At 57.1% G+C, this 25,491-nt stretch carries 21 protein-coding genes and 1 tRNA gene; 20 read left to right on the top strand and 2 right to left on the bottom strand.

What is annotated here, in order from left to right; all coding sequences use genetic code 11:
• Window positions 1-30: 30 nt before the first annotated feature.
• The 8 genes from EOM25_05140 to EOM25_05105 all read left to right on the top strand — a co-directional run bounded on the left by EOM25_05140 (window position 31) and on the right by EOM25_05105 (window position 12,200).
• Window positions 31-1,590 carry an IS66 family transposase gene (locus EOM25_05140; GenBank protein ID NCC24575.1) on the top strand — a complete coding sequence of 520 codons (1,560 nt, stop codon included), beginning with the start codon at window positions 31-33 and terminating at the stop codon, window positions 1,588-1,590.
• A 9-nt stretch (window positions 1,591-1,599) separates the two neighbouring features.
• Window positions 1,600-2,103, top strand: a complete 504-nt coding sequence (locus tag EOM25_05135) for a hypothetical protein (GenBank protein NCC24574.1) — start codon at window positions 1,600-1,602, stop codon at window positions 2,101-2,103.
• Between the two features lie 142 nt (window positions 2,104-2,245).
• Entirely contained in the window at window positions 2,246-5,107 is a 2,862-nt protein-coding gene (locus EOM25_05130; protein NCC24573.1) for a hypothetical protein, read from the top strand.
• Between the two features lie 207 nt (window positions 5,108-5,314).
• A complete protein-coding gene (locus tag EOM25_05125) occupies window positions 5,315-10,228 on the top strand; it encodes an IPTL-CTERM sorting domain-containing protein (protein ID NCC24572.1) in 4,914 nt (1,637 codons plus the stop codon).
• A 65-nt stretch (window positions 10,229-10,293) separates the two neighbouring features.
• Window positions 10,294-10,479, top strand: a complete 186-nt coding sequence (locus tag EOM25_05120; GenBank protein ID NCC24571.1) for a hypothetical protein — start codon at window positions 10,294-10,296, stop codon at window positions 10,477-10,479.
• 422 nt (window positions 10,480-10,901) lie between these two features.
• Entirely contained in the window at window positions 10,902-11,279 is a 378-nt protein-coding gene (locus EOM25_05115) for a hypothetical protein (protein NCC24570.1), read from the top strand.
• 91 nt (window positions 11,280-11,370) lie between these two features.
• Window positions 11,371-11,550, top strand: coding sequence for a hypothetical protein (locus EOM25_05110; protein ID NCC24569.1), 180 nt, complete (start codon window positions 11,371-11,373; stop codon window positions 11,548-11,550).
• On the top strand, window positions 11,535-12,200 hold the full coding sequence (locus EOM25_05105; GenBank protein ID NCC24568.1) for a hypothetical protein: 666 nt from the start codon (window positions 11,535-11,537) through the stop codon (window positions 12,198-12,200). Before EOM25_05110 ends, EOM25_05105 begins: the two co-directional genes overlap by 16 nt.
• 142 nt (window positions 12,201-12,342) lie before the next feature.
• Here EOM25_05105 and EOM25_05100 read toward each other — a convergent pair.
• Window positions 12,343-12,419 (bottom strand) — tRNA-Pro (locus EOM25_05100).
• Between the two features lie 201 nt (window positions 12,420-12,620).
• On the opposite strand from EOM25_05100, the gene EOM25_05095 reads away from it, so the two are divergent.
• The 12 genes from EOM25_05095 to EOM25_05040 all read left to right on the top strand — a co-directional run bounded on the left by EOM25_05095 (window position 12,621) and on the right by EOM25_05040 (window position 24,654).
• Window positions 12,621-14,180, top strand: a complete 1,560-nt coding sequence (locus tag EOM25_05095) for a response regulator (protein NCC24567.1) — start codon at window positions 12,621-12,623, stop codon at window positions 14,178-14,180.
• A gap of 73 nt (window positions 14,181-14,253) precedes the next feature.
• A complete protein-coding gene (locus EOM25_05090) occupies window positions 14,254-15,300 on the top strand; it encodes a chemotaxis response regulator protein-glutamate methylesterase (GenBank protein ID NCC24566.1) in 1,047 nt (348 codons plus the stop codon).
• Window positions 15,301-15,346: 46 nt separating this feature from the next.
• The gene (locus tag EOM25_05085; protein NCC24565.1) at window positions 15,347-17,281 is read left to right on the top strand and encodes a HEAT repeat domain-containing protein; all 1,935 of its coding nucleotides are present in this window, start codon (window positions 15,347-15,349) and stop codon (window positions 17,279-17,281) included.
• Window positions 17,282-17,285: 4 nt separating this feature from the next.
• Complete coding sequence (locus EOM25_05080; protein NCC24564.1) at window positions 17,286-18,167, top strand: protein-glutamate O-methyltransferase CheR; 882 nt, start codon at window positions 17,286-17,288, stop codon at window positions 18,165-18,167.
• Window position 18,168: 1 nt separating this feature from the next.
• On the top strand, window positions 18,169-18,576 hold the full coding sequence (locus EOM25_05075; GenBank protein ID NCC24563.1) for a PilZ domain-containing protein: 408 nt from the start codon (window positions 18,169-18,171) through the stop codon (window positions 18,574-18,576).
• A 35-nt stretch (window positions 18,577-18,611) separates the two neighbouring features.
• On the top strand, window positions 18,612-19,400 hold the full coding sequence (locus EOM25_05070) for a ParA family protein (protein NCC24562.1): 789 nt from the start codon (window positions 18,612-18,614) through the stop codon (window positions 19,398-19,400).
• Window positions 19,397-20,158 (top strand): purine-binding chemotaxis protein CheW, encoded by a 762-nt coding sequence (locus EOM25_05065; protein ID NCC24561.1) that lies wholly within the window; start codon window positions 19,397-19,399, stop codon window positions 20,156-20,158. The genes EOM25_05070 and EOM25_05065 overlap by 4 nt, the downstream gene beginning before the upstream one ends.
• Before the next feature lie 35 nt (window positions 20,159-20,193).
• On the top strand, window positions 20,194-20,568 hold the full coding sequence (locus tag EOM25_05060) for a response regulator (protein ID NCC24560.1): 375 nt from the start codon (window positions 20,194-20,196) through the stop codon (window positions 20,566-20,568).
• A gap of 65 nt (window positions 20,569-20,633) precedes the next feature.
• Window positions 20,634-23,255: a chemotaxis protein CheA gene (locus EOM25_05055; GenBank protein NCC24559.1), complete on the top strand. Its 2,622-nt coding sequence runs from the start codon at window positions 20,634-20,636 to the stop codon at window positions 23,253-23,255.
• Window positions 23,252-24,124 carry a pseudouridine synthase gene (locus EOM25_05050; GenBank protein ID NCC24558.1) on the top strand — a complete coding sequence of 291 codons (873 nt, stop codon included), beginning with the start codon at window positions 23,252-23,254 and terminating at the stop codon, window positions 24,122-24,124. The genes EOM25_05055 and EOM25_05050 overlap by 4 nt, the downstream gene beginning before the upstream one ends.
• Before the next feature lie 112 nt (window positions 24,125-24,236).
• Window positions 24,237-24,443 (top strand): type II toxin-antitoxin system HicB family antitoxin, encoded by a 207-nt coding sequence (locus tag EOM25_05045; GenBank protein NCC24557.1) that lies wholly within the window; start codon window positions 24,237-24,239, stop codon window positions 24,441-24,443.
• Complete coding sequence (locus EOM25_05040) at window positions 24,436-24,654, top strand: type II toxin-antitoxin system HicA family toxin (protein ID NCC24556.1); 219 nt, start codon at window positions 24,436-24,438, stop codon at window positions 24,652-24,654. The genes EOM25_05045 and EOM25_05040 overlap by 8 nt, the downstream gene beginning before the upstream one ends.
• 147 nt (window positions 24,655-24,801) lie before the next feature.
• On the opposite strand, the gene EOM25_05035 is transcribed toward EOM25_05040, so the two are convergent.
• The coding region (locus tag EOM25_05035) for an LptF/LptG family permease (GenBank protein NCC24555.1) at window positions 24,802-25,491 on the bottom strand (690 nt) is incomplete at its 5' end.

Below are 25,491 nucleotides of genomic sequence, written 5' to 3'. Positions count from 1 at the left end.
ATTTCAAGAAGTTAATCTATAAATAAGCCCATGACGAGCATCGAGAACCTGCCCGACGACGTGGCCCAACTCAAGAATCTGGCCTGGGACTACTACCAGCAAACCCAATGGCTCCAGCAGCGCATCGATTTGCTCCAGTCGGCTCTTTTTTGCCCCAAATCGGAGAAGTCGAAAAAGCTTCTTTCAAACTACACACTGCCATTGCCCATCGAAAGAGTTGAGGCCCCGGAACCTACAGTTCAGGAAGAGCCTCCCACCGAGGAGGTCAAGACCTACACCCGGGTAAAGCGTGGCCGCAGGCCCTTGCCCGAGAACCTTCCCCGGATTGATGTCGTTCACGACCTGTCTGAAGAGGAAAAGGTCTGCTCCTGCGGGGCCTGCCTCAAACGCATCGGGGAAGAGGTCTGTGAAAAGCTCGACTACGTCCCGGCCACTATGCGGGTTGAGCGTCATGTCCGGTTCAAATATGCCTGCCCGGCCTGCGACGGACAGGAAGGCTCTCCGGTCGTCCACATCGCTTCCGTTCCTCCCCAGATCATCCCCAAGGGCTTGGCCACTCCGGGACTTCTGGCCCAGATCATGGCCGCAAAGCTCGTCGATGCCATTCCCTTCTATCGGCAGAACAAGCAATTTGCCCGTCTGGGCGTCGACATGTCCAGAAACTGCATGTCGGCCTGGGCTCTGCACATCGCCCATGCGTTTCCGCCACTTCTGGGTCTTTTCCAAAAAGAGATCCGCTCCGGGCCGGTCATCAACATGGACGATACCACCTTACAGGTTCTCTCGGAACCCGGAAGATCCAATACGTCCAAATCATATCTGTGGCTCTTCCGGGGAGGGGATCCCGATCGTCCGACCGTGGTCTTCCGTTACGAGCCCTCCAGGGCCTCCAGGATTCCAAAGAATTATCTCGGCAATTATACCGGCTATATCCAGACGGACGGATATATCGGCTATCAGGCCCTTGGGGCGTCGGACGGCATCACCCATGTCGGCTGCATGGTCCACATCCGCCGCAAGTTCAAAGAGGTCCAAAAGATAACCTCCAAGAAAACGGTCCAGGGCACAGCCAAGGAAATTCTTGTTCTCATCGAGAGGCTCTACAAAATAGAACACGAGATCAAGGAGCACTCTCCGAACCAAAAGGTCGAAGTCCGATTGGAGAAATCTCTCCCTGTCCTGAACTCCATGCGCGCCATCCTCGACGAACGAGCTCCCCTCGTTCCCCCGTCCAGTCTTCTGGCCAAGGCCATCGCCTATGCCCGTAACCAGTGGCCAAAGACCGTGGCCTATGTCCATTGCGGCCTGCTCACCCCGGACAACAACCTCGCCGAAAACGCCATCCGTCCCATTGCCCTTGGCCGGAAGAACTGGCTCTTCTGCGGCGGCCCCAAAGGAGCCGAGGCCAGCGCGGCCTTTTTCTCCCTCATCGAAACCGCCAAAGCCAACAATATCCAACCCCAGGCCTATCTCAAATTCCTCTTTGAACGCCTCCCCCTCGCCGCATCCGAAAACGATCTCCGTGAAATCATGCCCCAGTACCTGGACAGGTCCCTCCTCCCCCAGTTCAGGAACACCGCCAAAGCCTAGCCTCCCCCGATTTTATCCTTTATCCTCGTCTGCCGCGCAAGATGGGGTTCATTGGACGCTTACTTTTCTTCGACTCCACTGTGTTGTTGGGCACCCCCAGGTGTCAATCAAAGCCAAACCCCTTTGCGGCTGGTCGGCTATGAGGTCGACCGGGTCAAATACTGGATAGCTACCAACCGCCATGACTTGACCGGCGAACAGATCGCCCAGGCTTACAAGTTGTGCTGGAACATCGAACATTTCTTCGCTTGGTGGAAAAGACACTTGAAAGTCTACCACCTGATCGCACGCACTCCCTACGGCCTGATGGTCCAAATTTTGGCAGCTGGCCTGATCACCTACTTGTTGCTGGCCATCCACTGCCACAAACACTACCAGGAAAAAGTCTCCATCCGCCGAGTCAGAGAGTTGCGCACAGCCATTGAAAACGATCTGCGCTTGATGGCTGATGATGATTGTAATGTGTCAAACGTTGAAAAACATAAATATCAAATCTTTGATGCAAAAACCTAACAGAAAGTTACTGATTTTTTTAGCATATTGTAGATTTTTTCACTGGAATTCACGTGGATTTGTCTTGACAATCAATGGGTGATTTGTCCGTATTCAAGGTTGAATACTGATTGGATAAATATAATCCCAACTCCATCCATCCATGAAAACTTTCTACTTCCTTATCCTGTGGGTCCTGTTTTTTCTGATCGTAAATGGTACGGTTGCCGCGCAGAACGCAACAGCACCGGCGGCTGGAGACGGTTCCCAGGACAATCCGTATCAGATTTCCAGTCTGGAAAATCTCTATTGGATCGCGGCTGATTCCAGCAGATGGGCAGCGCACTATATTCAGACCGCAGACATTGACGCATCCTCCACCTCCACTTGGCCTGGAGGCGGCTGGTCGTCCATTGGAAACAGTGTGACTAATTTCATTGGGATCTACGACGGCAATGGGTATGTCATCAGCAATACGTTTATTTCTCGAATAAATTCAAACTACCAGGGACTATTCGGGTATGTTGCAAGCGCCACGATCAGAAATTTGATCTTGAGAGATGTTGATATTTCCGGCGCGAATAATGTCGGTTCCTTTGCAGGATCGATCATCAATACCACCTTGAGCGATTGCTTTGCCACCGGCGTAGTCAACGGTTCCGAAAATGTCGGTGGATTGGTTGGGAGGATGGTTGCAAACGATGTGTTGACCGATTCTCACGCCGATGTTGCGGTAAATGGCGACAGGTCTGTCGGCGGGCTGGTGGGATCGATGGGAAATGACGGTGAAATGGTCAATTGTTCGGCCGTCGGACCTGCGACTGGGGGGGAAATTGTCGGCGGGTTGGTTGGATCAGTCGGTACAGGCATGGTCCACGCCTGCCATGCCGCGGGCATTGTGAGCGGGATCGATGCGGTCGGCGGTCTGGCTGGGAGCTGTTTGGCGGATCCGTTGAGTGATTCCTATGCCACGGGTGCGGTGACGGGAACCGGTCGGCTTGTCGGCGGACTGCTGGGCCTCAATGCCGGAACGGTGACCAATACATATGCAGTAGGGCCAGTGAGCGGAGACGAACATGTGGGCGGACTTGTGGGTTTTAGTTGGAACGGGGTGGTGAACAACTCATTCTGGGATTCGGATGCCGGTGGCCCGAATAATGGAATCGGCACAGGGAAGACCACCACTGATATGAAGACCCAGAGCACTTTCACGGATGTCGGTTGGAATTTTAGCGACATATGGGGCATGGCCGGAAACATCAACTCCGGGTATCCCTATCTTTCAAGAACACCCGCAGTAACCACTCAGGATGTGACCGGCATCAGTCGGAATTCCGCCATTGTTCATGGCGCCGTCATCGATCTGGGTGTTCCCTCTCTCACCTCTCACGGGGTTTGCTGGAACAGGTCAGGCGTGCCTGATATCAATGATCACTGCCTGGATCTTGGCGCAGCCCCGGTGACCGGGGAATTCACCGCAGATGTCACCGGTTTGAACTCCAGCACCATCTATTTCGTCCGGGCCTTTGCCGTCAATGAGGCAGGTATCAACTACGGTCGACAGATCGTTTTTTCCACGAGTGCTCCTGTAAACGCGCCCGAGGTGACTACCCAGGACGTAAGCGACATTACAGCCACCACGGCCAGTGGGCATGGTGATATCATCAGTTTGGGCACCCCGGATCCCACGTCTCATGGGGTCTGCTGGTCCACCACGATTTATCCCAGCACCGAGGATTTTTGCACCGACAATGGTCCGACTTCATCCACCGGTGTCTTTACCGCAAATATCACCGGTTTGAGTTCAGGTACGACCTATTACCTGCGGGCCTATGTCGCCAACACTGCCGGCACCGGCTACGGCCGACAGGTGCGTTTTACTACCGAGGATGTCCTGCCCACAGTGATCACTTTGCCCGTGACCGACATTGCGGGCACCTCGGTTACGGGATGGGGTGAAATAAAGGATTTGGGCGCACCGCATCCCACCGCTCACGGCCTGTGCTGGAATACGACAGGGACACCCGGTATTGAGGACGATTGTCAGGATCTGGGTCCAGCTGATGCCACCGGTGTCTTTACAACAAACATCAGCGGTTTGAGTACGGGCGAAACCTATTACGTGCGAGCCTTTGCTTCCAGCGGATTCGGCACAAGCTACGGCCGGGAGATCAGCTTCGTCACGGGCGGCCCCACCGTCAGCACCGGGAATGCGACCCATATTTCGGCCACCACGGCCAAGGGTCATGGCGAGATCACCATTCTGGGTTTATCCAATGCCACAGCGCACGGAATGTGCTGGGCAACCGACCCTGATCCGGGTGTTTGGAGAAACTGCGCCAACAACGGTCCAAGTACCAATACTGGTCCTTTTACTGTGGACATGGTCGGATTGATTCCCGGCACCACCTATTATGCCCAGGCCTACGCCACGAATTCGGCAGGCACCAACTACGGCCAAAGAATCAGTTTCACCACGAATTCGTCCTTGGGAGCCCCAGTCATAACCACCCTGAACGCGACTCAGATTTCAGCCGCAACGGCCATGGGGCATGGAAGCATCATCAGCCCCGGCGCATCCGATGTCACTGCCCATGGGGTCTGTTGGGCGACAACGCCCAATCCCGGCGTCGCAGGGTATTGCAACAACAAAGGGTCGGCTGCGAATCCCGGGGATTTCATCGCTGATATTATTGAATTGACCCCGGATACCACCTACTACGTCCAGGCCTTTGCCTCCAATACAGAGGGCACGAATTACGGAAACCAGGTGGAATTCACGACAAATCAGGCAAGTATCATCCGTTATGACGGCAACAATTCCACGTCCGGCTCGGCCCCGGATGACCAGACCAAGACACCCGAAGAAACACTGACCCTGCGGACCAATTCCGGCAATTTGGCCAGGACGGGATATGCTTTTGCCGGATGGAATACTGCCTCGGACGGTTCAGGCACGGACTATGCCGAAGGCTCTGAATATGCTGCGGACGCGTCTCTTACCTTGTACGCCAAGTGGTTGTAGTTTCGCGTTCCCCAGGAGAGCATGTGATTGCGATCAGTTTGCTCAGAGGCGGAGTTTTGGCGGAAACAGCAGGTAAAATGTTCGGCTGTTTTAGGCACATCACACCGGATATGGCCTGCCGGACGGTTGAAGGAGTTTTCATCCGAGCATGATCCTGATTGTCGGAAAAACAAAGCAATACCCGGGCATTCATACCATGAGACATCCATGGAAAGAGCTTTCCGCCTTCTTTTTTTGACGGTTTTTCTTTTGGCCGGAAGCGACAGGGCTTCAGCCTGGAATGTTGTGGAACCCACGGAGGGAGACGGCTCTCAGGGGAATCCATATCAGATCGCCACTTTGGCGAATTTGGCCTGGATTGCGGCAGATTCAAGCAGATGGAACGATCACTATATTCAGACCGCGGATATCGACGCCACCGACACTTCCAATTGGAATGAAGGCGCCGGTTGGACACCCATTGGTACAGCCACAACATATTTCAGCGGTACCTACAACGGCGACAAACATATCATAGACGGATTGTTCATTAACCGCCCGGGCTCGGACTTTCAGGGCATGTTCGGACATGCTCTGGGTGCCGTGATTAAAAATCTCGGCCTGACCAATGTGGATGTCGCCGGCGGATGGATTGTGGGCGCGTTGGTGGGAAAAAACTACAACTCGATTCTGGAAAATTGCCGTACCACGGGTGCGGTAAACGGAATCAGCGGTGTGGGCGGGCTGGCGGGCTTCAATCATACCGGTACGATAAGGACTTCCTATGCCGGAACCGAGACAAGTGGAGCCGATTCCATCGGAGGGCTGGTCGGTGAAAACCAGGGCGGGGTGGAAGATTGCTATGCCATGGGGGCAGTGAGCGGAAACGATGCCGTGGGCGGGCTGGTGGGGAGAAATATTGAAATCGTGACTCGTTCCTATGCTGCGGGCGCAGTGAGCGGTTCCAGTGCCGTGGGCGGACTGGTGGGAATAAACGATGTTCATAGCGGCACGGTGAGTTATTCTTTTTATGACCGGGATGTCGCCAGCCAATCCGACATAGGCAAGGGTGAACCCAAGAACAGCGCCCAGATGAAGACACGGACCACCTTTACGGATGCCGGCTGGGATTTCGTCGACATCTGGGGCATGTTCGGCGTCACCAATGCGGGGTATCCGTATCTGATCAAAGTGAGCGTGCCTCGGCCCCCCATTGTGACCACCCAGAACGCGACGGAAATTATGTCCTTTGCGGCCGAAGGCCATGGCAGCATCACCGAGTTGGGTGTGCCCCGGCCCACGGCCCATGGAGTCTGCTGGAGCACCAGCCAAAATCCGGATACCGATGACGATTGCGTTGATTTAGGCCCGTCTGAGGCCACCGGGGCTTTCAACCTCACCATGACCGATTTGTTGCCCAATACCGTGTATTATGCCCGAGCCTTTGCCGCCAATACACAGGGCACAGTCTACGGGGAAGAGATTTCTTTTCGGTCAAAACCAGCCTCAAGTCGTCCCGGGGGCTCGGGAACACAAGACGACCCGTATTTGATCGGCAATCTTGACGAGCTCTGCTGGATGGCCTTGCATCCCGAGGAATGTGATAAATACTATCTCCAGATCGATACTGTCGATGCCTCGGATACTTTCAACTGGTATGAAGGGACCGGCTGGATGCCCATCTTGTCATTTAGCGGCACGTATGACGGCGGTGGATTTGAAATCAGCCGTTTGTTCATTGACCGGCCGGATGCTGAAGGCGGCCAAGGGCTGTTCTCAGAACTCAATTCCGCAGCGATCCGAAATGTTCATCTAAGAGATGTTGATATTACCGGCCGGAATGCTGTCGGTTCATTGGCGGCAAGTATTTGCAATGAAAGTACCGTGACCTCGTGTTCCGCCGGGGGTCAGGTGAGCGGAACCGAAGTGGTCGGCGGTCTGGTGGGAGGGTGTGTACAGGGAATTGGATCTCAGGTCACAAACATCATTAAAAAATCATTCAGCGACTGTGTTGTGAATGGAGCGGGGAGGTTTGTTGGCGGTCTGGTGGGGATGACGTATAATGGTATTCCCACATTGATCGATACCTACGCCACGGGCGCGGTAAGCGGATCCAATTCCACCGGCGGTCTGGTGGGGATAATGTTTTCTGGTACTCCCACATTGACCAATTCCTATGCCACCGGCGCGGTGAGCGGGTCAAATCCATTCGGCGGCCTGGTGGGCGAAAATCTTGGCGGCACGGTGAGTGATTCGTTCTGGGATATACAGACCGGTGGCCCGGATAATGGAATAGGAATCGGCAAGACCACCATTGAAATGAAGACACAGAGCACTTTCACCGATGTTGGTTGGAATTTCAATAATATCTGGGGGATGGTCGGAAATATCAATTCCGGATATCCCTATCTGCGAAGAGCATCCGCGGTGGCCACTCGGGAGGTGACCGGCATCACTCAGACCACGGCCACGGGCCACGGAACCATTGCCAATCTGGGTGCTCCCTATCCAACGGGTCACGGAGTGTGCTGGGCAGTCTCTCCCGATCCGACCACGGCCGATTTTTACGTCGACAATGGCGGTGCAACCTCCATTGGAGATTTTTCGGTAAATATGACGGGGTTGAATCCCAGCACAACGTATTACGTTCGGGCCTACAGCTCCAATGGCGTCGGCACCGGTTACGGCCGACAGGTTGTCTTTTCCACGAGTGCGCCTGATAACGCGCCCGAGGTGACCACTCAGGACGTAAGCGACATTTCAGCCGACACGGCCACGGGCCACGGCACCATCACCAGCTTGGGCGTTCCTGATCCAACGGCCTATGGGGTGTGTTGGGCAACTACGGTCTTTCCAACCACGGCCGATTCCAGCAGCAACGAAGGATCGGCCAATGCCACCGGGTCCTTTGCAACACATATCACCGGCCTGGATTCGAGTACGACCTATTATGTGCGAGCCTATGCCCTCAACGCAGCAGGTGTCTGTTACGGTGAACAGGTCAGCTTTACCACGGCCGATGTTTTCCCTTTGGTGACCACCCAGGACGTAAGCGACATTACAGCCGCCACGGCCACGGGTCACGGTACCATCATCAGCCTGGGAACTCCGGATCCGAGAGACCATGGGGTCTGTTGGAACACGACAGGCTCACCCAATGTCGATGACGACAATTGCCGCAATCTGGGTCCGGCCACGGCCACCGGGGCCTTTACCGCGGCCGTCACCGGCTTGAATTCGGGCACGACGTATTATGTGCGGGCTTATGTCACCAACAGGGCAGGCACCAGCTACGGCCAGCAAGTCAGCTTCATTGCCGGTGCGCCCGAGGTGACCACCCAGGAGGTAAGCGACATTTCAGCCGCCTCGGCCATGGGCCACGGTACCATCGTCAACCTTGGCACATCGAACGCCACAGCCCATGGGCTGTGCTGGGCGCCCACATCGGATCCATGCGGTGTCGGATATTACGTCGATAAAGGGTCGACTTCCAGTACCGGTCCTTTCACTATCGATATGCTCGGTCTGGCTCCGGATACGACCTATTATGTTCAGGCCTATGCCACCAATGCCGCAGGAACGAGCTACGGTCGGCAGCGCAGTTTCACAACTGCCGCATCGCCGAGCTTGCCTGGGCTGAGCACTCAGGCTGCAACTGATATCTCGGCCACTACGGCTGTTGGACACGGCACTATCAGCGATCTGGGCTCACCCAGTCCAACTGCCCATGGCCTGTGCTGGGCAACCACGCCCAATCCCAGCGCCGCTGGGTATTGCAACAACAAAGGGCCGACCACAAGCACCGGAAGCTTTGCCGCCCACATCATCGGATTGATTCCGGGCGCAATTCACTATGTTCAGGGTTTTGCCGCCAATGCAGCCGGAACGGTCTACGGAAACCAGGTGGAATTCACAGCGGCACAGGCCGATAGTGTCAGCTATCACTCCAACGGTGCCACAGCAGGTTCGGCCCCGGATGATCAGACCAAGATTTCAGGGGAAAAACTGACACTGCGAAGCAATTCCGGAAATTTATCCAGGATCGGCTGCACTTTTGTCGGATGGAATACTGTCGCAGACGGTTCAGGTACGGATTATGCCGAGAACGCGGAATACAGCACGGATGCGGCGCTTGTTTTGCATGCGAAATGGTCGGGCAATGAATACATTGTGACTTTCGACAAGCAGGGCGGAACCGGCGGCAGCGACAACGCTACGGTCACCTATGGATCGGCCATGCCCAATGCTGCGGCCCCCGTCAGAATCGGATATACCTTTGCCGGCTATTATACCGAGGCTCATGGCGAGGGAACGCAATACTATACAGCGTCCATGACGAGCGTCAGAAATTGGGATCTGCCGGAAAACAAAATTCTTTATGCCCATTGGAGCACATCGGTCGTGGTCATTTTTCCACAAGAAAGAGTTCATGCCCCGGATGCTGTTGCTGATCAGAGCATCGAGGTCACTGCCGATACCGGGACATCTTGGACGGCCACGACCGATTCCACCTGGATCATTCTGACCAATGGAACATTGGGCACGGGCAGCGGGATGATTGAATACGCTCTGGCTTCCAACAATTCCATCGCTCCGCGTATGGGAACCATCTCCATTGCCGATAAAAGGTTCGCTGTTACGCAAGGAACCTATCAATGGTCTCTTGTTCAAGGTCCGGGGAACGGCTGTCAGGGTCTGATCACCGGTGGACCGTATTTCATTCATGCCGACAGTCAAAGTGCCGTAGGGAATGTGCCTGCGAACACGCTTTTCCCCTGGGGCCTGTTGAATTTTACAATTCACAACGTAGCTCATGGCGGAACCGTGACCGTGACCATATCAACCCCGGCGGATATTCCGGTTGGATCGACTTTTTACAAGTGTTCATCCGGCGTCTATACGCCTTATCAAGGTGTCACCGGCCTGGACGACGGGGATAACCGGTTCACTCTTACCCTGACCGATGGCGGGGAGGGCGACCAGGACGGCCTTGAAAATGGTGAAATCGTTGATCCGGGCGGCATCGGGGTCCATGGCGCCCAGCCCATTCCCACTTTGTCCGAATGGGGCATGATCATCATGGCCGTGATGATGCTGAGCATCAGTGCTGTCATGTCCCGAAGACGGTTGAGAAGCATGTAGCACATCAAAATGACAAGGGCTGAATTTTCCAGTCCTGCTTTGTCCAGGGATGTCGAGGTGTGTTGGTGAACGAACAGAAAGGGCCGTTAAGGCCTGATGGGATTGCATACTGGATCGATGAACGTCCGCCTCCGGGCATGAGCATTATGGTCGCGGTCCAGCAATTGGCATTTCTGGGCGCCATCATGACCCTGCCAGTAGCTGCTGGCCCGTTTGCCGTGTTCGTTGGTCTACTCGCGGGCCAGTTCTGAGCTGGCCCGGGAAAATGGTTTTTTCAGGGGGCCCATCTGCCGCAGTTACTGGCCGGCACGGACACCCTCATGTTCCAGCGACTCTCCTCGGAATCACGTATGGGAAAAATTTATCCGATGTCCGGACCGGCCGAGGAAATCTTGGCCGAAGTCTTAGCCGACCGGAATGTTGCATGGCATGGGACTTGCCCATGAGTCATGATTTTTGGCTCATGGGCTCTGTTCGGAAGGACCGGAGCCTCTTTGAAGATCTCCATTTTCTGGAGACCGGCGGGTGAGCGATCCGATCCATGCGGTCTGGAAGCGGACAGGGCCTTGATTCTCCCGATCTTGGGGTGCATGGTGGAGTCGTCGATGATCCGGATGCATGAAGGAGTCGGAGACGTTCCAAGGTCATTTCTCACCGAGGAGTCGGACCATGAGTGCGTTTACTTGCTTGTCGTTATCATCGTCATGGTGGCGGGTTTTGGCCGGGTTTCAGGAGCGGCCGAACTGCGCGGCAGGGGGAATTCAAGACCCAGTTCAGCTGGTGGTACAACGCAACGCTTGGCGGACCGGATTTTTCCGATCAGATCTGGGAGGGCTTCACGGCCATGCAGCGGGTCCCGATGTGGTTCGATTTCGTGGTCAGCGACAATCTGAGGGCCACGTACGCCGCCAAAGCGGGCACCTCAGTCGTCACGGAATCCGATCAGCTCGTCTTCAAACTTCAATTCGTCGACCACAACTTGGGTGTGGCCGAATTCTATCTGGGCTGTCCACCACCTCGCAGGCCGCCGAAAAAAGCCGCCTATCCTTGACGCCTTTGCCCGGGCATGAATAAACCCTCTTCAGGGGAGGGGGCCTAGTCGCCTCCTCTTTTGTTTCATCCCAACCCGCCCTGGAGGAAGCATGCTCCGCCTGACGATCGCCGCCGTTTTGTGTCTACTCCTCATTCCCACACCCGCCTCGGCCGAGTATGTGGACGGCTACAACGTCCTGGTCCAGAACATCAGCTACAACGGCAATCATCTTGAAATCGAGGGTCGGGTATCCGGTGGCGATCCCTGCACGACATGCTCATTGCCGTGACCATGTCCCACAAACACGGCCGCCACAAGGACGTCCGCTGTCGGCTCGACTATACCGGTCAGGGGCAAATTTTTCGGGGAAGCATGTGGATAGGCGACCGTCAGTCCGGATGGACCAAGACGGGCATCAAGGTTTTGGGCTGCGATTCATCCACCCAAACCAGAGGACGGGCCTTCAAGGATTCGATACGGGACGTCTACTCGGCCCGTTTCGCCCTGGAGCCCAAAGGCGACTTCATCGAAGTCATGCCCATCTACCGGAACGCCGTGGGCGGGTTCGTGTTCTGGTCCGGCGATACGCTGCAAATTTCCTACAGCGTTTATGAAAACGTCGGCGAATACCACGACCCGATCAAGGGCGGGATCTTGAAGTCCGGAGGGGCCATAGTGCGCAACGCCGACGAACGGTTCCGGATCCCCGTGACCGTGAGCATGCGCAACGCCCGGGGCCTGATCGTCGAGTGCTCGGCCAACCCGGGTCGGATGATCTCGGATGTGAAAATTCTCGGTATCAGCGGCCCGACTCCGCCACGAGCGATCCCGTCGATGAAGCGAATGCCATCACTGCCACCAAATTCTGACCCCGAACCGCCGGCAGAGATCAGAAAATGGCAGGACGAGGACGGGAACTGGCATTTCACGGATTTTTGAGGAGGGAAGGGGTGGCGATAATTTCTGATTTGCGCTTCATATCTTGGCCGAGATGATACGTTGAGCTCGACCGTGCGTGTGCCATGGTTATGTGCCAAAATAAAAAAGGCCTCACGATTTTACTCGTAAGGCCTTGATTTTATGGTCGGGATGGCGTGATTCGAACACGCGGTCTCTGCGTCCCGAACGCAGCGCTCTACCAGACTGAGCCACATCCCGAAAAAATGATTTCTATGTTTTTCGGATTCAAATGGCAAGTGTTTTCCCCGGGTTTTATGGGCGGAGGATGGTTCACTACCCAGTGCTTGCGCATTTGATCGTTTCAAGGCAGACTCTAATGAGCGACTCGCAGATTTGTTTTTGTTTTTTCGAACAGAATCATTACTGGATAATACAGAAAACTAGGGAATTCGGGCACAGATGGGACTGAAACAGTCTAGAATTCTTGTCGTTGACGACGAGGAGAGCCTGCGCGAGATCTGCCAGGATACTCTTGAGGAGGCCGGATACGAGGTCGACACGGCCCCGGACGGCGAGACGGCCATGCGCAAGGCCGTGGAAGGGGGGTACGACTTGGTCCTCTCGGACTTGCGTATGCCCGGCCTTGACGGACTTGAGCTTCTGGAAACCCTGCAGGAGGCCCGGATCGACTCGGCTTTTTTGATCATGACCGGTTTCGGAACCATCGAAACGGCTGTGGAGAGCATGAAGCGGGGGGCTTCGGACTATCTGCCCAAGCCTTTCAATATCAATCACCTGCTTCTCAAAGTAGATAAGGTTCTTCGTGACCGGGAGCAGAAGGCCAAGCAGAAGAAGCTCAGCAACGTCGTCCGGATGATGAATCTGAGCAACGCCCTGAAGAGCCATCTTGGCGATTTGCGGGCGCTTGTCCACGAGTTTCTTTTTCAGGTACAGAAGAACTTTGATCCAGACTCCCTGCTGTTCTTCCTTCCTGAAGTGGAGATGGTTCGCAAGGTCATGATCCGCAGGGCACTGCTCAGAAAATCCGCAGAGCTTCTCCGTTGGGCCAAGGAGGAGGCCGAGAAGGCTTACGATGACGGGCAGACCCGGATCATCGAGCCTGAAGCCATGCGGACCCTGGCCATCAGGATGGATGATTCCATGGAGACCTTCGAGGGGAGCGCTATGGTCGTGCCTCTGCTCCTGCAAAAAACCGCCATCGGGACCATCCTTCTGGTCCGAAAGGCCGAAGGGAATTCCTTCACCAAGGAGGCCTTGCAGCTTCTGACCGTTTTCGCCACCCATACCGGCACCTCTATCCAGAACGCACATCTCTACGCCCGGATGAAGGCCTTTAACATGGATGTCATCCGTTCTTACTCCAGGGCTGTGGAGGCGAAGGACATCTACACTCGGGGGCATTCGGAGCGGGTGGCGCTCTACGCTCGCAAGCTCGCAGAGCGGATCGGCCTGTCCGCCGAGGACATGGACCGGCTGTATGTGGCCGGAGTCCTTCACGACATCGGCAAGATCGGCATTCCGGATCGGATTCTGAACAAGCCCGGCCGGTTGACCGACGCCGAGTACGATGTGATGAAGCGTCATCCGGAGATCGGGCAGTCCATTCTATCCCAGGTCGGAAACCTGCGCGACGTGTTGCCTGTCATCTTCCACCATCACGAGCGAATCGACGGCCGGGGATATCCGGCCGGGCTCAAGGGCGACGAGATCCCCTTTCTGTCCCGGCTCATCAGCGTCGTGGACAGCTACGAGGCAATGACGTCCGACCGGGCCTACCGTTCGGCCATGCCTCTGGAAAAGGTGGTCGAGATCCTCAAGAGCGGAGCCGGGGTCCAATGGGATGAGCAGCTGGTTCTGAAATGGGTGGAGATCGTTTTGCAAGGCGAGGTGCCCGAGTTGGAGAGCGCTAAGGTCCAGGACGGGAGCCTGGTCGAGTCCATCGCCCTGCACGGCCCGTTCTCCGAGACCGTCGCCTCCATGGCCTCGGGCCGAAGCTGAACGCCGCTTCCGCCTTGGGCGGGACCATGACCGGCAGCCAAACGGAACGAATGCACAAGCGAGGTGGGCGACAATGATCAAGGTTGTCGTGGTCGACGATTCGGCCTTCATGCGCAAGGCCATCAGCTCCATGCTGGAGAAGGACCCCGAGATCACAGTCGTGGACACGGCCCGAGACGGCGAAGACGGTGTGGAAAAGGTTCGCCGCCACGATCCGGACGTGGTGACCATGGACATCGAAATGCCCCGCATGGATGGCCTGACTGCTCTTCGGCGGATCATGATGGAGATGCCCAGGCCCGTACTCATGATCAGCTCCCTGACCACCGAGGGGGCCGAGGCTACCCTGAAGGCCATGGAGTACGGGGCCGTGGACTACATTTCCAAGAAGCTGTCCATGGTGTCTCTCGATATCGTCCGCATCGAGGATGAGCTTCGAGCCAAGGTCAAGGCCGTGGCCAAGCGAAAGATTCGGCCGACCCGACTCAAGGCCAGAGCCACAACCGTCAGGATGGAACTCCCCTCGGAGAGGCCCGCAGGCCGCCAGACCCGAGACGTCGTGGCCATAGGCGTGTCCACCGGAGGCCCTCCGGCGGTCCAAAAGATCCTCAATTCCCTGCCTGCCGAGTTTCCCGCCCCCATTCTTATCGCCCAGCACATGCCCAAGGCTTTTACCGGGCCGTTCGCCAAGCGTCTCGACACCACCAGCCCGCTGAAGGTCAAAGAAGCCGAAACAGGAGACGCGCTTCGACCGGGGTACGTCTACATCTCACCGGGAGGATCCCATCTGATCATGACTCAGAGGAAAGGGAGGCTGGAGGCCGTGGTGACCGCGGAACCGGCGGATGCCCTGTACAAGCCCTCGGCCAATGTCCTGGTCTCATCGGTGGCATCGTCCATGGGATCGCGGGCTCTGGCAGTGATCCTTACCGGCATGGGTTCTGACGGCGCCGAGGGGGTCAAGGACCTGAAGGCCAAGGGTGGAAGGGCTCTGGCCCAAAGCGATGCCTCCTGCGTAGTCTACGGCATGCCCAAGGCCATCGTGGACGCGAATCTGGCCGACGAGGTCGTAGACCTCGACGACATGGCCCAAGCCATGTATTCGTCCCTGTTCAAATAGCAAAGTCGGCCCTGAAATCGAGCCAAACGGAGCATTCGAGGCAGCTATGCACGACGAGATGCACGACATTTTGAACCGTCTGCGGTCCGACGATCCGAGCGTCATCAGGGAGGCGGCCTTTGACGCTGGAGAAATTGGTTGTCGCCAGGCAATTTCCGTTCTGTCCGGTCTGCTCTCGAGTTCGAACCTCGGCGTTCAGGAGGCGGCGGATCACGCCCTGCGCAAGCTCGGCGGGCCGGACACCATTGAGGCCGTGACGCCCCTGCTGCGCGTGGACGACGCTCCGGTTAGGAATCTGGCCATGGACATCCTCCGTCAGATCGGAAATCAGGACGTGGAGTTTCTGGTCATGCTTCTGGAAGACGAGGATCCGGACATCAGGATTTTTGCCGCAGATATCCTCGGATCCTGCGACGACTATCGGGCCGTGTCCCCATTATGTCGGGCCCTGCTCAGGGACGAGGAGGTCAACGTCCGCTATCAGGCGGCAGTCAGTCTGGGCGAACTTGCCAAGCCCGAGGCGGCAGGTTGCCTGAACGAAGCCATGAACGACGACGAATGGGTCCAGTTCGCAGTCATCGAGGCCTTGATGAAGGTCAAGGACGACTCGTCCATCAACGCCATGATCCTGGCCATGGGCAAAAGCACGGAACTGGTGGCATCCATGATCATCGATGCCTTGGGCGAGATGGGTAATGTCAAGGCCGTACCCCTGCTGATGAAGAAGCTTGATGAATCGCCAACGGCCCTCAGAAACAAGATTATCAAGGCCATTGTTGGCATCATGGGGGGCAAGGCCCTGGGCTTTCTCTCCGAAGGAGAGCGAGACAAGTTTCGCCACTATCTCCTGGCTGCGGCCGACGACGAGGACATGGAGATTCAGGACGCGGCCGTGGCGGGCCTGGCCAGCGTGGGAGGTGCCCCGGCAACAAAGAAAATTTTGGGATTGGCCGAGCACCTGGACCCGGACCGGGATATGGATCGTCTCCTCTCCTTTGAAAGGGCGTTGGCCGACATTGACCTGAACGACCATCTGGCCGAGGGCGCGGCTTCCGAAAAAGAGACCGTGGCGGCCCTGGCCATTCGAGCCTTGCGCCGGATAGGCAACGCCGAGGCGGTGGGCGTCCTCATGGATATTTTTTCGGGCAGAGACCGGGACCAGCAACGGGAGATTTCCGCCGCCCTGGCCGAAAAGAGCGGGGGCGAGGCCAAAGAATTCATGATTCGCCTTCTGGAGACCACCAATGACGGCGACATGCTCAAGAGCGCCCTGTCTTTTCTGGGGTCGAAGATGCGCTATGCCGACTGCGGAACCATGATCCTCCCTTTTCTCGAACACCCCTTCAACGACGTCAAAGAGGCGGCTCTGGAGGCCTGTGTTTCCATCGGCGGAGAGATGATCACCTCCCGGTTCATGGAGATGTCCAAGAGCAATGATCCCCTGCATCGGATGATGGCAGCCTACGCCTTCGGTCGTATCGGGGCACGGGATCACGTCGAGCAGCTTCGACGGGCCTTGGAAGACGAGGAACCAGACATCAGGAAATTTGCTCTGGAGGCCATGGGAGGCCTCTGTTCGGAAGACCCGGAGATTCTCAAGCTGGTTTCGGCCAGGATGTACGACGAGAATCGTGACGTGCGGCTCAGTCTGGTGGACATGCTCGGCCGGTGCGAGCGGCCCGAGGTCGAGGGCCTATTGCTCTCGGCCCTGGAAGACAGCGACGACTGGGTCAAAATTCGGGCAGTTGAGGCCGTTGGCCTTCGCAGTATGGCTTCGACTGTGCCCGGGTTGGTGGAAATGCTTCGGTCAACGAATCAACTGGTGGCCATGAAGGCCGCCGAGGCACTGGGCCGCATCGGAGGCCAGTCGGCATTCAGGGCACTGCTCGATGTGTTGGACGAGGCCGAGCCGGACCTGGCGGCGACGGTGGAGGACGCTCTGGACAGAATCCAGTCCGACGCTGAAGAGGGGTTGGACTAGGCCCATGAACATGATGTTTTCCAAGGCCATCCCCCAGAGGAGGACCGTGCAGATCCAGGGGGAGGAGTTCGTCCAGCTCCGGGATTTTATCTACGAGCAGAGCGGCATCTACATCGCCGACAATCGCCGATATTTGCTGGAGAACCGTCTCGGCAACCGACTTAGGCACCTGAACCTGAAATCTTTCAGCGAGTACTTCTATTATCTGCGCTACGATCCGGCCCGGAAGCAGGAGCTCAATCGCCTGTTTGAGGTCATCACCACCAACGAGACGAGTTTTTTCCGCAATCCCCCCCAGTTGAAGGTCTTCGAAAAGACCATTCTGCCCATTCACCTGGACAGGCTCCGGGCTTCGGGAAAGAGGCAGCTCCGGATCTGGTCGGCCGGGTGTTCGACCGGGGAGGAACCGTATACCATTTCCATCCTTCTCCACGAAGTCCTGGGCGCGGAACTTCCGCTCTGGGACATCAAGATTACGGCCAACGACCTGTCTGAAGGAGTTTTGGCCAGCGCTCGGCGGGGCTTGTACATGGAGTACACCCTGAGGACGACTCCCAAGGAGATCGTCGCCAAGTATTTCGACGACGAGGGGAGCGGCAAGTATCGGATTCGGCCCGAGATCAAGAAACTTGTGACCTTCGGGCAGATCAATCTGAATGACCGTTTTCAGCTCAAGAGGGTGGAACCGTCCCACATCGTCTTTTGCCGCAACGTGATCATCTATTTCGACGAGTCCATGAAGAAGCGGGTCATCGGAGCCTTCTACGACAACCTGCTCCCAGGCGGACATCTGTTCATCGGCCATTCCGAGTCCCTGCACAACATCTCCAGGGCCTTCAAGCCGATCCATCACCCGGGAACCATCGTGTATCTCAAGGAGGGTTAGCGTGAGCCAAGGGAGCGAAAGACGGCAACACGACCGTCTGCCCAAAAGCTATACAGTCGAAGTGCGGGAATTCATATTCCCCATTTCCCGGCAGCCCAAGGTGACCATGACCTGCGTGGACATCAGTTCCGGAGGCCTGGCCGTGCTCAGCCCAAAGCGTTTTGAGCCCGGAGAAAAGCTTCAGGTCAAGATTTCCATTCCGAGATTGAACAAGTATCATTCGGGGTTTTTCAAGGTTTTCGAAAGCGACGTGGGACAGTATCTGCAAGCCGTAGCTCAGGTGGCCTGGACGGTTGAAAAAGTCCCTTTCACCAGTTATTCCATGGGACTTGAATTTCTCGATGTGTACGAAGACGACTGGAAGGCCTTGAGTTCCCTGATCAAAAAAACCATCAGAGACCAGCGCTGACTGCTGGTCAAAGGGAAGGGAATGCGATTGCCATGATGAAGACAAGGCGGGCAAAGGTGCTGGCAGTGGCCAACCAGAAGGGGGGGGTCGGAAAGACCACGACATCCCTGACCCTTGGCTCGTGCTTCGGATTCATGGGACGCAAGGTCTTGGTGATCGATCTTGACCCCCACGCCTGCGCGACGATCCATATGGCCCAATATCCCGAGGGAGTCGAGCGCACTGCGCATGATCTCTTCGCGCTCACGGTCGATGAAAGGACATGGCGGAAGGCTATCGTCTCGGAACCCGAACTGCCGTTCGATTTCGTGCCGAGCCATATCAGGGTCTCAGACCTTGAATCCGACCTCAAAGATCGACCCGGCAAGGGGCTGGTCCTCAAGAAGGCCTTGGAGGCGATTCTTGAGGACTACGACGTGATCATCCTGGACTGCCCTCCGCAGGTCGGAGTCCTTCAAGTCAACTCCCTGGTGGCTGCGGATCTGGTCATTATTCCGATCCAGACCGATTTTTTGGCCCTGCACGGTCTGAAGCTGATCTTGGACACCATCCGAATGCTGAACAAGATTCTGGACCGTCCCATCGAATACCGGGCTTTGGCCACCATGTACGACCAGCGGGCCGGGGCCTGCCGCAGAGTGCTCGAGCTCTTGCGGGCCAAGCTCGGGCCACGGGTCTTCGAGACGATCATCCACACCGACACCAAGTTCCGGGAGGCCAGCGCCAAGGGCAAGGTCCTGCTCGAGTATGCCCCAAGGTCGAGGGGAGCTCAGGAATATACGCAATTGGCCAAAGAAATTGATGAGATGGGGTTTTGGGCATGAAGACGCCGGAAGAGTATTTTCAGGAACAGGTGTTCAGCGCCGACCATGATCCCAGCGGCCTGACCGAGACCGAGCGATCGTTTCTCAAGAAATACCTCGGGGTGGAGCCGACATCCAAGGATACCTTGGGGGAGGCACTGCCCAGGGAGTCTCAGGTCGAGTCAGTCATGGCTCCGAATCAGAAGCCTTTGGCGGTCCATTCCGCGCCATCAGAACCTTCGCCCTCGCCTTCGACCGAGGCTCCCAAGTCAGAACCGGCCCCGCAGTCCGCCCCGGCTCCGGCTCCCCAGTCGCCCGCGCAGGAAGAATCCATGACGGCCAGACTGAAACGGGACGCGGAGCTGCAGCTGGTCAGCTTCTTCCTGAACGATCAGGAGTACGCCCTCCCCATTTCCTCCATTCAGGAGGTCATCAAGTTTGTGGAGCCGACCAAGCTGCCGACGGCGCCGCCCTACATGATCGGGATCATCAACCTTCGGGGGAGGGTCACCCCGCTCATTTCATTGACCAGTCTGCTTCGGCTACCCGAGACCCGTGAAGGTCGGTTCATCGTGGTCTGCAGACATCAGGGTTTGCAGATCGGGCTGATTATCCACGCCGTGGCCACCATGTACAGGGTGGGGCAAGAGAGCGTTGAGTGGAACATCGAAACGCATCTCGGGGTGAATGCTGATTTTTTGAGTGGCCTCATCAAATCCCAGGAGCGGCTGATCGGCATCGTGGCCATTGACCAACTGGTCAAGGCCGTGTTGCGATAGACAGCAAGGGGCCGCCAACATACCGAGAGGACTTCATGGCCAAACACATTCTCATCGTGGACGACTCCAAGACGGTCAGAAACCTCGTAGCCTTCATCATGAAGAAGGAGGGCATGAAGGTCACCACGGCCGAAGATGGCCTGGACGGCCTGGAAAAGCTCTATTCGGCCAAGGACCGGATCGACCTCGTGATTTGCGACGTGAACATGCCCCGCATGGACGGGTTTACCTTCATCCGCACGGTTCGCGAGCAGGATGTCTACCGGGATCTGCCCATCGTGGTCTTGTCCACCGAAGGACAGGAGAAGGACATTCAGGCGGGACTCAACCTCGGGGCCAACCTGTATCTGGTGAAACCGGCCCAGCCGGGAAAGATGGTCAAGAATGTCAAGATGTTGCTTGGAAGCTGATCGAATTGATCCGGGTCTGTGTCGGCCTTGACAAGAGGCACACTCCCGGCACCAAGAGGAAGAAAATGAGCCAGGATTTTTTCGATCCGGAAATCTTCGCCGATTTCGTCATCGAGGCCAAGGAACATCTCGAAACAATCGAGCCGTCTCTCCTCGAACTCGAGAAATCGCCCGACAACCTGGGTCTGCTGGATGCCATCTTCCGGCCCATGCACTCCCTCAAGGGGGCTTCGGGCTTCCTGGGGCTGAACAAGATCAACGGCCTGGCCCACAAGGGCGAGAACATTCTCGACGATCTGCGCAAGGGTAAGCTCCGGGTGACATCAGAGATCATGGACGTCATTCTGGCCACGACCGACGCTTTGCGGGAGATGATCGACAGTCTGGAGGCCTCGGGTCTTGAAGGGGATCTGGACACGGTTCCGCTCATCGTCCGCATTGATGCCGTGCAGTCCGGCGCCCCGGCTTCGGCAACGCCCGAGATGGTCCCGGCTCCGGCTGAGGAGGCTCCCGCAGTCGAGCCGTATACCCTGGCCGTGACCGGTGGGGACCACCTCAAGGATTTTCTCGAAGAGGCTGGCGAAATCCTGGCCAATCTGAGCGAATCGCTTGTAGCCTTGGAAAAGGATCCCCAGGCGAGTCGGGATCTGATCAACGACGTTTTCCGGTATTTCCACAACATCAAGGGCAACAGCGGCATCCTCGGTTACCGGGAGATGAACGCCCTGACCCATGAGGCCGAGACGCTTCTCAACCAGGTCCGCAATGGAGCCATGCCAGCAAGCCATGAGATGGTGGACCTGCTTTTGGCCTCGGTGGATATCCTGGACACCCTCCTGCGGAACGTGGACCAGGCGACCGAGACCGTAAAGCCCATGGACATCTCCGAGATTGTCTCCCAGCTTCGGGCTTTCGGCGACAAGGGCGGACAGTCCGGCGATGGAGCGCTACCCGTCCAGGCCAAGGCCGAGATCCTTTCCGAACCCGAGCCGGACTTTGGGGACGACGAGGAGATTCAGATTTTTGAGCAGACCGTCAGCCAGCAGTTCGATACCCTGACCCTGGCCCTTGAAGGCCTGGCCGAGGATTCGGATCAGAAGGAGCTGGTGGATGCCCTGCACCGGTCCATGGTGAGTATCCAGAATTCGGCCAGTTACATGGGGCTCGACGAAATCAAGGTGTATGCCGAACGAACCGCCGGACTGGTGGACCAGGCCCGGGGGGCGGGACTGGATTTTGGGGACCTTCTGGACATTCTCCGCCAGGAAACCGCCATCATGAAGGACATGGTGGACAAGGAGATCAAGAAGCTGAAGGGGGATAAAGTGGCCATGGCCGACAAGGTCTCCATCGAGCCTCCGGTCAAGCCCAATGAAGCCCCGGCTCCTTCGGTCGAGAAGAAGTTAGAACGAACCGAGTCTCTGTTGATCGCGGAAGGCCCTTCGGCAAAGCCGGGCACTTCTTCCCCGGCTCAGGCCAAGCCCCAGGCCTCGTCCACGATCCGTGTGGATCACGCCAAGCTCGACCACCTCATGAATCTCATCGGCGAGTTGATCATTAACCGCAATCGGTTCGCCATGCTGGCCCGGGCCTTGGACGAGGGCCAGAACGTGGCCTCGGTGGCCCAGCACCTCACCGAGACGACCTATTCCATGGCCCGCATCTCCGACGATCTGCAGGACACGATCATGAAGGTCCGCATGGTTCCGGTCCAGTCTGTCTTTTCCCGCTTCCCGCGTTTGGTCCGCGACCTGAGCCGCAAGAGTGGCAAGCAGGTGGAGCTCATAACCGAAGGCGAGGAAACCGAACTGGACAAGAGCGTGGTGGAGGTCATCGGCGACCCATTGGTCCACCTCATCCGCAATTCGGTTGATCACGGTCTGGAATCGGCCGAGGACCGTCGGGCCGCAGGTAAGAGTGAGGCCGGCAGGGTCTGGCTCAAGGCGTTCCACAAGGGCAATTCCGTACATATCGTCGTCGAGGACGACGGCAAGGGAGTCGACCCCGAGCTCATGCGGCTCAAGGGGGTCGAAAAAGGCCTCATCAGCGAGGAAGAGGCCCGGAACATGGACGACCAGGAGGCCGTCGAGCTCATCTTTGCCCCCGGCTTTTCCACGGCCCAGAAAATCACGGACATTTCCGGTCGAGGCGTGGGAATGGATGTGGTCCGAAGCAACATCAAGGAACTCAAGGGCAGCGTGGCGGTCCAGTCCACAGTGGGCAAGGGCACAATCTTTACCCTATCCCTGCCCCTGACCCTGGCCATCATCGACGCCCTCATGGTCAAGGTGTCCGGGGCCATCTATGCCATCCCCCTGGACGCTGTTTCGGAGACAACTAAAATCAAGGCCTCCAAGATCAGCGAGGTCAACCGACGCAAGGCCACAACCCTGCGGGGCCAGGTTTTGGGCATCGTAGAATTGTCGGAACTTTTGGGCCTTCCGGGGAACAACGATCACCGGGAAGTCCTGCCAACGGTCATCCTGACGGTCAATGACCGCCGTTTGGGCCTGGTGGTGGACACGTTGCTGGAACGTCAGGACGTGGTCATCAAGTCTCTGGGCAACTATCTCGGCAATCTTCATGGAATATCCGGGGCCACGATCATGGGCGACGGGAGTGTCATTCTCATCCTCGATCCCCACGAAATTTACAAATTGGCCACGTCAAAGGTCGGGTCCCTATGACGAGTCGGAAAATCGGGCAAGACAGGGCAGGCCGCAAGGCCTGCCCTTCGTCTTTGGGGCCGACAGTGGTTCCTTTGGATCTGGCCGGGTCGCGTCTCGACTATGTCCTGACCCGCCTCGTACCCGGTCTGAGTCTGCGTCAGGCCCGAAGACTGGCGGAGTCGGGCCGGGCCACGGTGGATGGATGGCCTCAAGGAAAGGGTGAGGTCGTGCGCGCCGGGCAGGTGGTGGCCTTGGCTGGGAAAATGTTTTCGGAGATGGATCGATGCAAGGTCAGTCTGGAGGTCGCGGCCCAAGAGCAAAATTTCGCGGCCGTGGTGAAACCGGCAGGCATGCACAGCGTCAGGGGACGAGGCCAGAATAGCGTGGAGGGTTGCTTGGACGACCATTTTCCAGGTCTGGAGGCAGTACTGCTCAACCGCCTGGACCGGGACACGAGCGGTCTTGTTCTGGTGGGATTTGGGATGGAGACGGTCGGCCAATATCATGAATGGCAGGATCGGGGTGAAATCCGCAAGGAATATTTGGCCGTGGTGGAAGGTCAGCTCCACGCAGGGTGGACCGAGCGACGGGCTTTGAACACGGCCAAACGCAGCAAGGTCCGTGTTTTGGAACATGACGATCCGGATAGTTTGCGCTGGACGGTCATCGAGCCGATGCGTTTTGATCCGGAGGACGGACAGACCCTGGTCCGGGCCGTGATTCTCAAGGGCCGTCGACATCAGATCCGGGCACATCTGTCCGCGTCCGGCCACGCCATTGTCGGGGACGTCTTGTACGGGCGTGGGGAGGGGAAGCGGCTCTTTCTGCACCATGCCCGGGTGACCATGCCCGGATTCAAGGCCGAAAATCGGCCGGAGTGGGGTTGATTTTTGGTTGACAGGGTTGTGCGTTCGCCTTGCCAATCCTTTAGGTATTATTCAAGAATGGCCCCGTGTAAGGATTGCGAGGATAAATTTAAGCAATAGTGAGGGTATGGCTATGGAATTTTCTGCTGTTTTGACCCCGGCATCCGAAGGCGGCTATGTTGCTTTCAATCCGGAAACAGGCACAACAACGCAAGGCGAAACCGTGGAGGAGGCGCTGGCCAATCTTCGCGAGGCCACCGAGCTTTATTTGGAAGAATTCCCTCTTTCTATCCAAGGCCGTCCATTGCTGACCACGTTTGAGGTTTTGGCGTATGCCTAAACTTCCTGTTCTCTCGGGGGATGAGGTGGTTCGTGCGTTGGAGCGACTGGGCTTTGCGGTTGTTCGCCGGCGTGGAAGTCATATTGTCATGCGGCGCGGGGGAGAAGGGTGTGTCGTACCCAATCATCGCGAGTTGAAAGTCGGGACACTGGCAGGCCTGCTCAGGCAAGCTGGTGTTTCAAGCGAAGAGTTCATTGAGGTCCGTACCTAAAATTGGCTCATCCGGGTTGATATAAACGAAAGGTGTGTCGTTCATGTTCGAAACCTGCTGTGGATCATCCAACGTTCGGCTGGAGTTCGACCACCCACCGCAGAGTACCCCAAGGCGTGAACAGGGGGTTGATGAGAATTCGATGGTTCAGGCGGTCGCCAGAAGCTTGGACCGCACGGGCCGGAAGATCCAGGCCAGGCGGGCCAGGGCCAGAGCCCCGAGAAGGATATCGGCTCCCCAGGCGGCGGGGATGGGGTGCAGGCCCCCTTTTTGTCCGGCGGCCACGCCAGTCAGGAAGACGACGTAATAGATGAAGACCGAGAGCATTCCCAGGAAGAAGAGGAGATAGACGTTCCTGCTGGACAGGGCCAGGGCCAGGCCGACCAGGGTCAGACAGAGCGTGGAGAAGGTGTAGGCCAGCTTCATGTGCCAGACGGTTCGCAGCCTGGCCACGCCTGAGCCCGAGCGTTCCAGCTCCTCGATGACCCGCCCCAATTGCCAGATGGACAGGCCTTCGGGATCGGTCTTGGGGTCCACGACCAGAAAGGTGGCCGGATCGGTTTTCAGATCAAGATCCTCGGCCGAAACGGTCCGGGTGGAAAAATTCAGGGGGTCGACCACGGTCACGTTTTCCAGATGCCACGGTCCGGAATCCTTTTCGGCCGAAAACACTTCCGCCGAGACGATTATCCGCAAATCGCCGTAGTCCACGGCGGTTTCGTAGACCGTCAGCCCCCGACCGTTCCTGGTCGAAGGGGTTACTTCCTTGAGATGGATCATGCGCCGGTTCTCCTTGAACCAGACGTCAAAGAGGGTCCGGTTTTCGACCTGCCGGTT

It is taken from the genome of Deltaproteobacteria bacterium (assembly GCA_009929795.1).
GTDB lineage: Bacteria > Desulfobacterota > Desulfovibrionia > Desulfovibrionales > Desulfomicrobiaceae > RZZR01.
The sequence above is the reverse complement of the archived record's forward strand: the minus strand, read 5'-3'. Positions and strand labels throughout refer to the sequence as shown.

Excerpts from the sequence above, each read along its gene's own strand:
- EOM25_05140 (NCC24575.1), top strand. The coding sequence starts at position 31 with ATGACGAGCATCGAGAACCTGCCCGACGACGTGGCCCAACTCAAGAAT.
- EOM25_05130 (NCC24573.1), top strand. The coding sequence starts at position 2,246 with ATGAAAACTTTCTACTTCCTTATCCTGTGGGTCCTGTTTTTTCTGATC.
- EOM25_05125 (NCC24572.1), top strand. The coding sequence starts at position 5,315 with ATGGAAAGAGCTTTCCGCCTTCTTTTTTTGACGGTTTTTCTTTTGGCC.
- EOM25_05110 (NCC24569.1), top strand. The coding sequence starts at position 11,371 with ATGCTCCGCCTGACGATCGCCGCCGTTTTGTGTCTACTCCTCATTCCC.
- EOM25_05105 (NCC24568.1), top strand. The coding sequence starts at position 11,535 with ATGCTCATTGCCGTGACCATGTCCCACAAACACGGCCGCCACAAGGAC.
- EOM25_05095 (NCC24567.1), top strand. The coding sequence starts at position 12,621 with ATGGGACTGAAACAGTCTAGAATTCTTGTCGTTGACGACGAGGAGAGC.
- EOM25_05090 (NCC24566.1), top strand. The coding sequence starts at position 14,254 with ATGATCAAGGTTGTCGTGGTCGACGATTCGGCCTTCATGCGCAAGGCC.
- EOM25_05085 (NCC24565.1), top strand. The coding sequence starts at position 15,347 with ATGCACGACGAGATGCACGACATTTTGAACCGTCTGCGGTCCGACGAT.
- EOM25_05080 (NCC24564.1), top strand. The coding sequence starts at position 17,286 with ATGAACATGATGTTTTCCAAGGCCATCCCCCAGAGGAGGACCGTGCAG.
- EOM25_05070 (NCC24562.1), top strand. The coding sequence starts at position 18,612 with ATGAAGACAAGGCGGGCAAAGGTGCTGGCAGTGGCCAACCAGAAGGGG.
- EOM25_05065 (NCC24561.1), top strand. The coding sequence starts at position 19,397 with ATGAAGACGCCGGAAGAGTATTTTCAGGAACAGGTGTTCAGCGCCGAC.
- EOM25_05060 (NCC24560.1), top strand. The coding sequence starts at position 20,194 with ATGGCCAAACACATTCTCATCGTGGACGACTCCAAGACGGTCAGAAAC.
- EOM25_05055 (NCC24559.1), top strand. The coding sequence starts at position 20,634 with ATGAGCCAGGATTTTTTCGATCCGGAAATCTTCGCCGATTTCGTCATC.
- EOM25_05050 (NCC24558.1), top strand. The coding sequence starts at position 23,252 with ATGACGAGTCGGAAAATCGGGCAAGACAGGGCAGGCCGCAAGGCCTGC.
- EOM25_05045 (NCC24557.1), top strand. The coding sequence starts at position 24,237 with ATGGAATTTTCTGCTGTTTTGACCCCGGCATCCGAAGGCGGCTATGTT.
- EOM25_05040 (NCC24556.1), top strand. The coding sequence starts at position 24,436 with ATGCCTAAACTTCCTGTTCTCTCGGGGGATGAGGTGGTTCGTGCGTTG.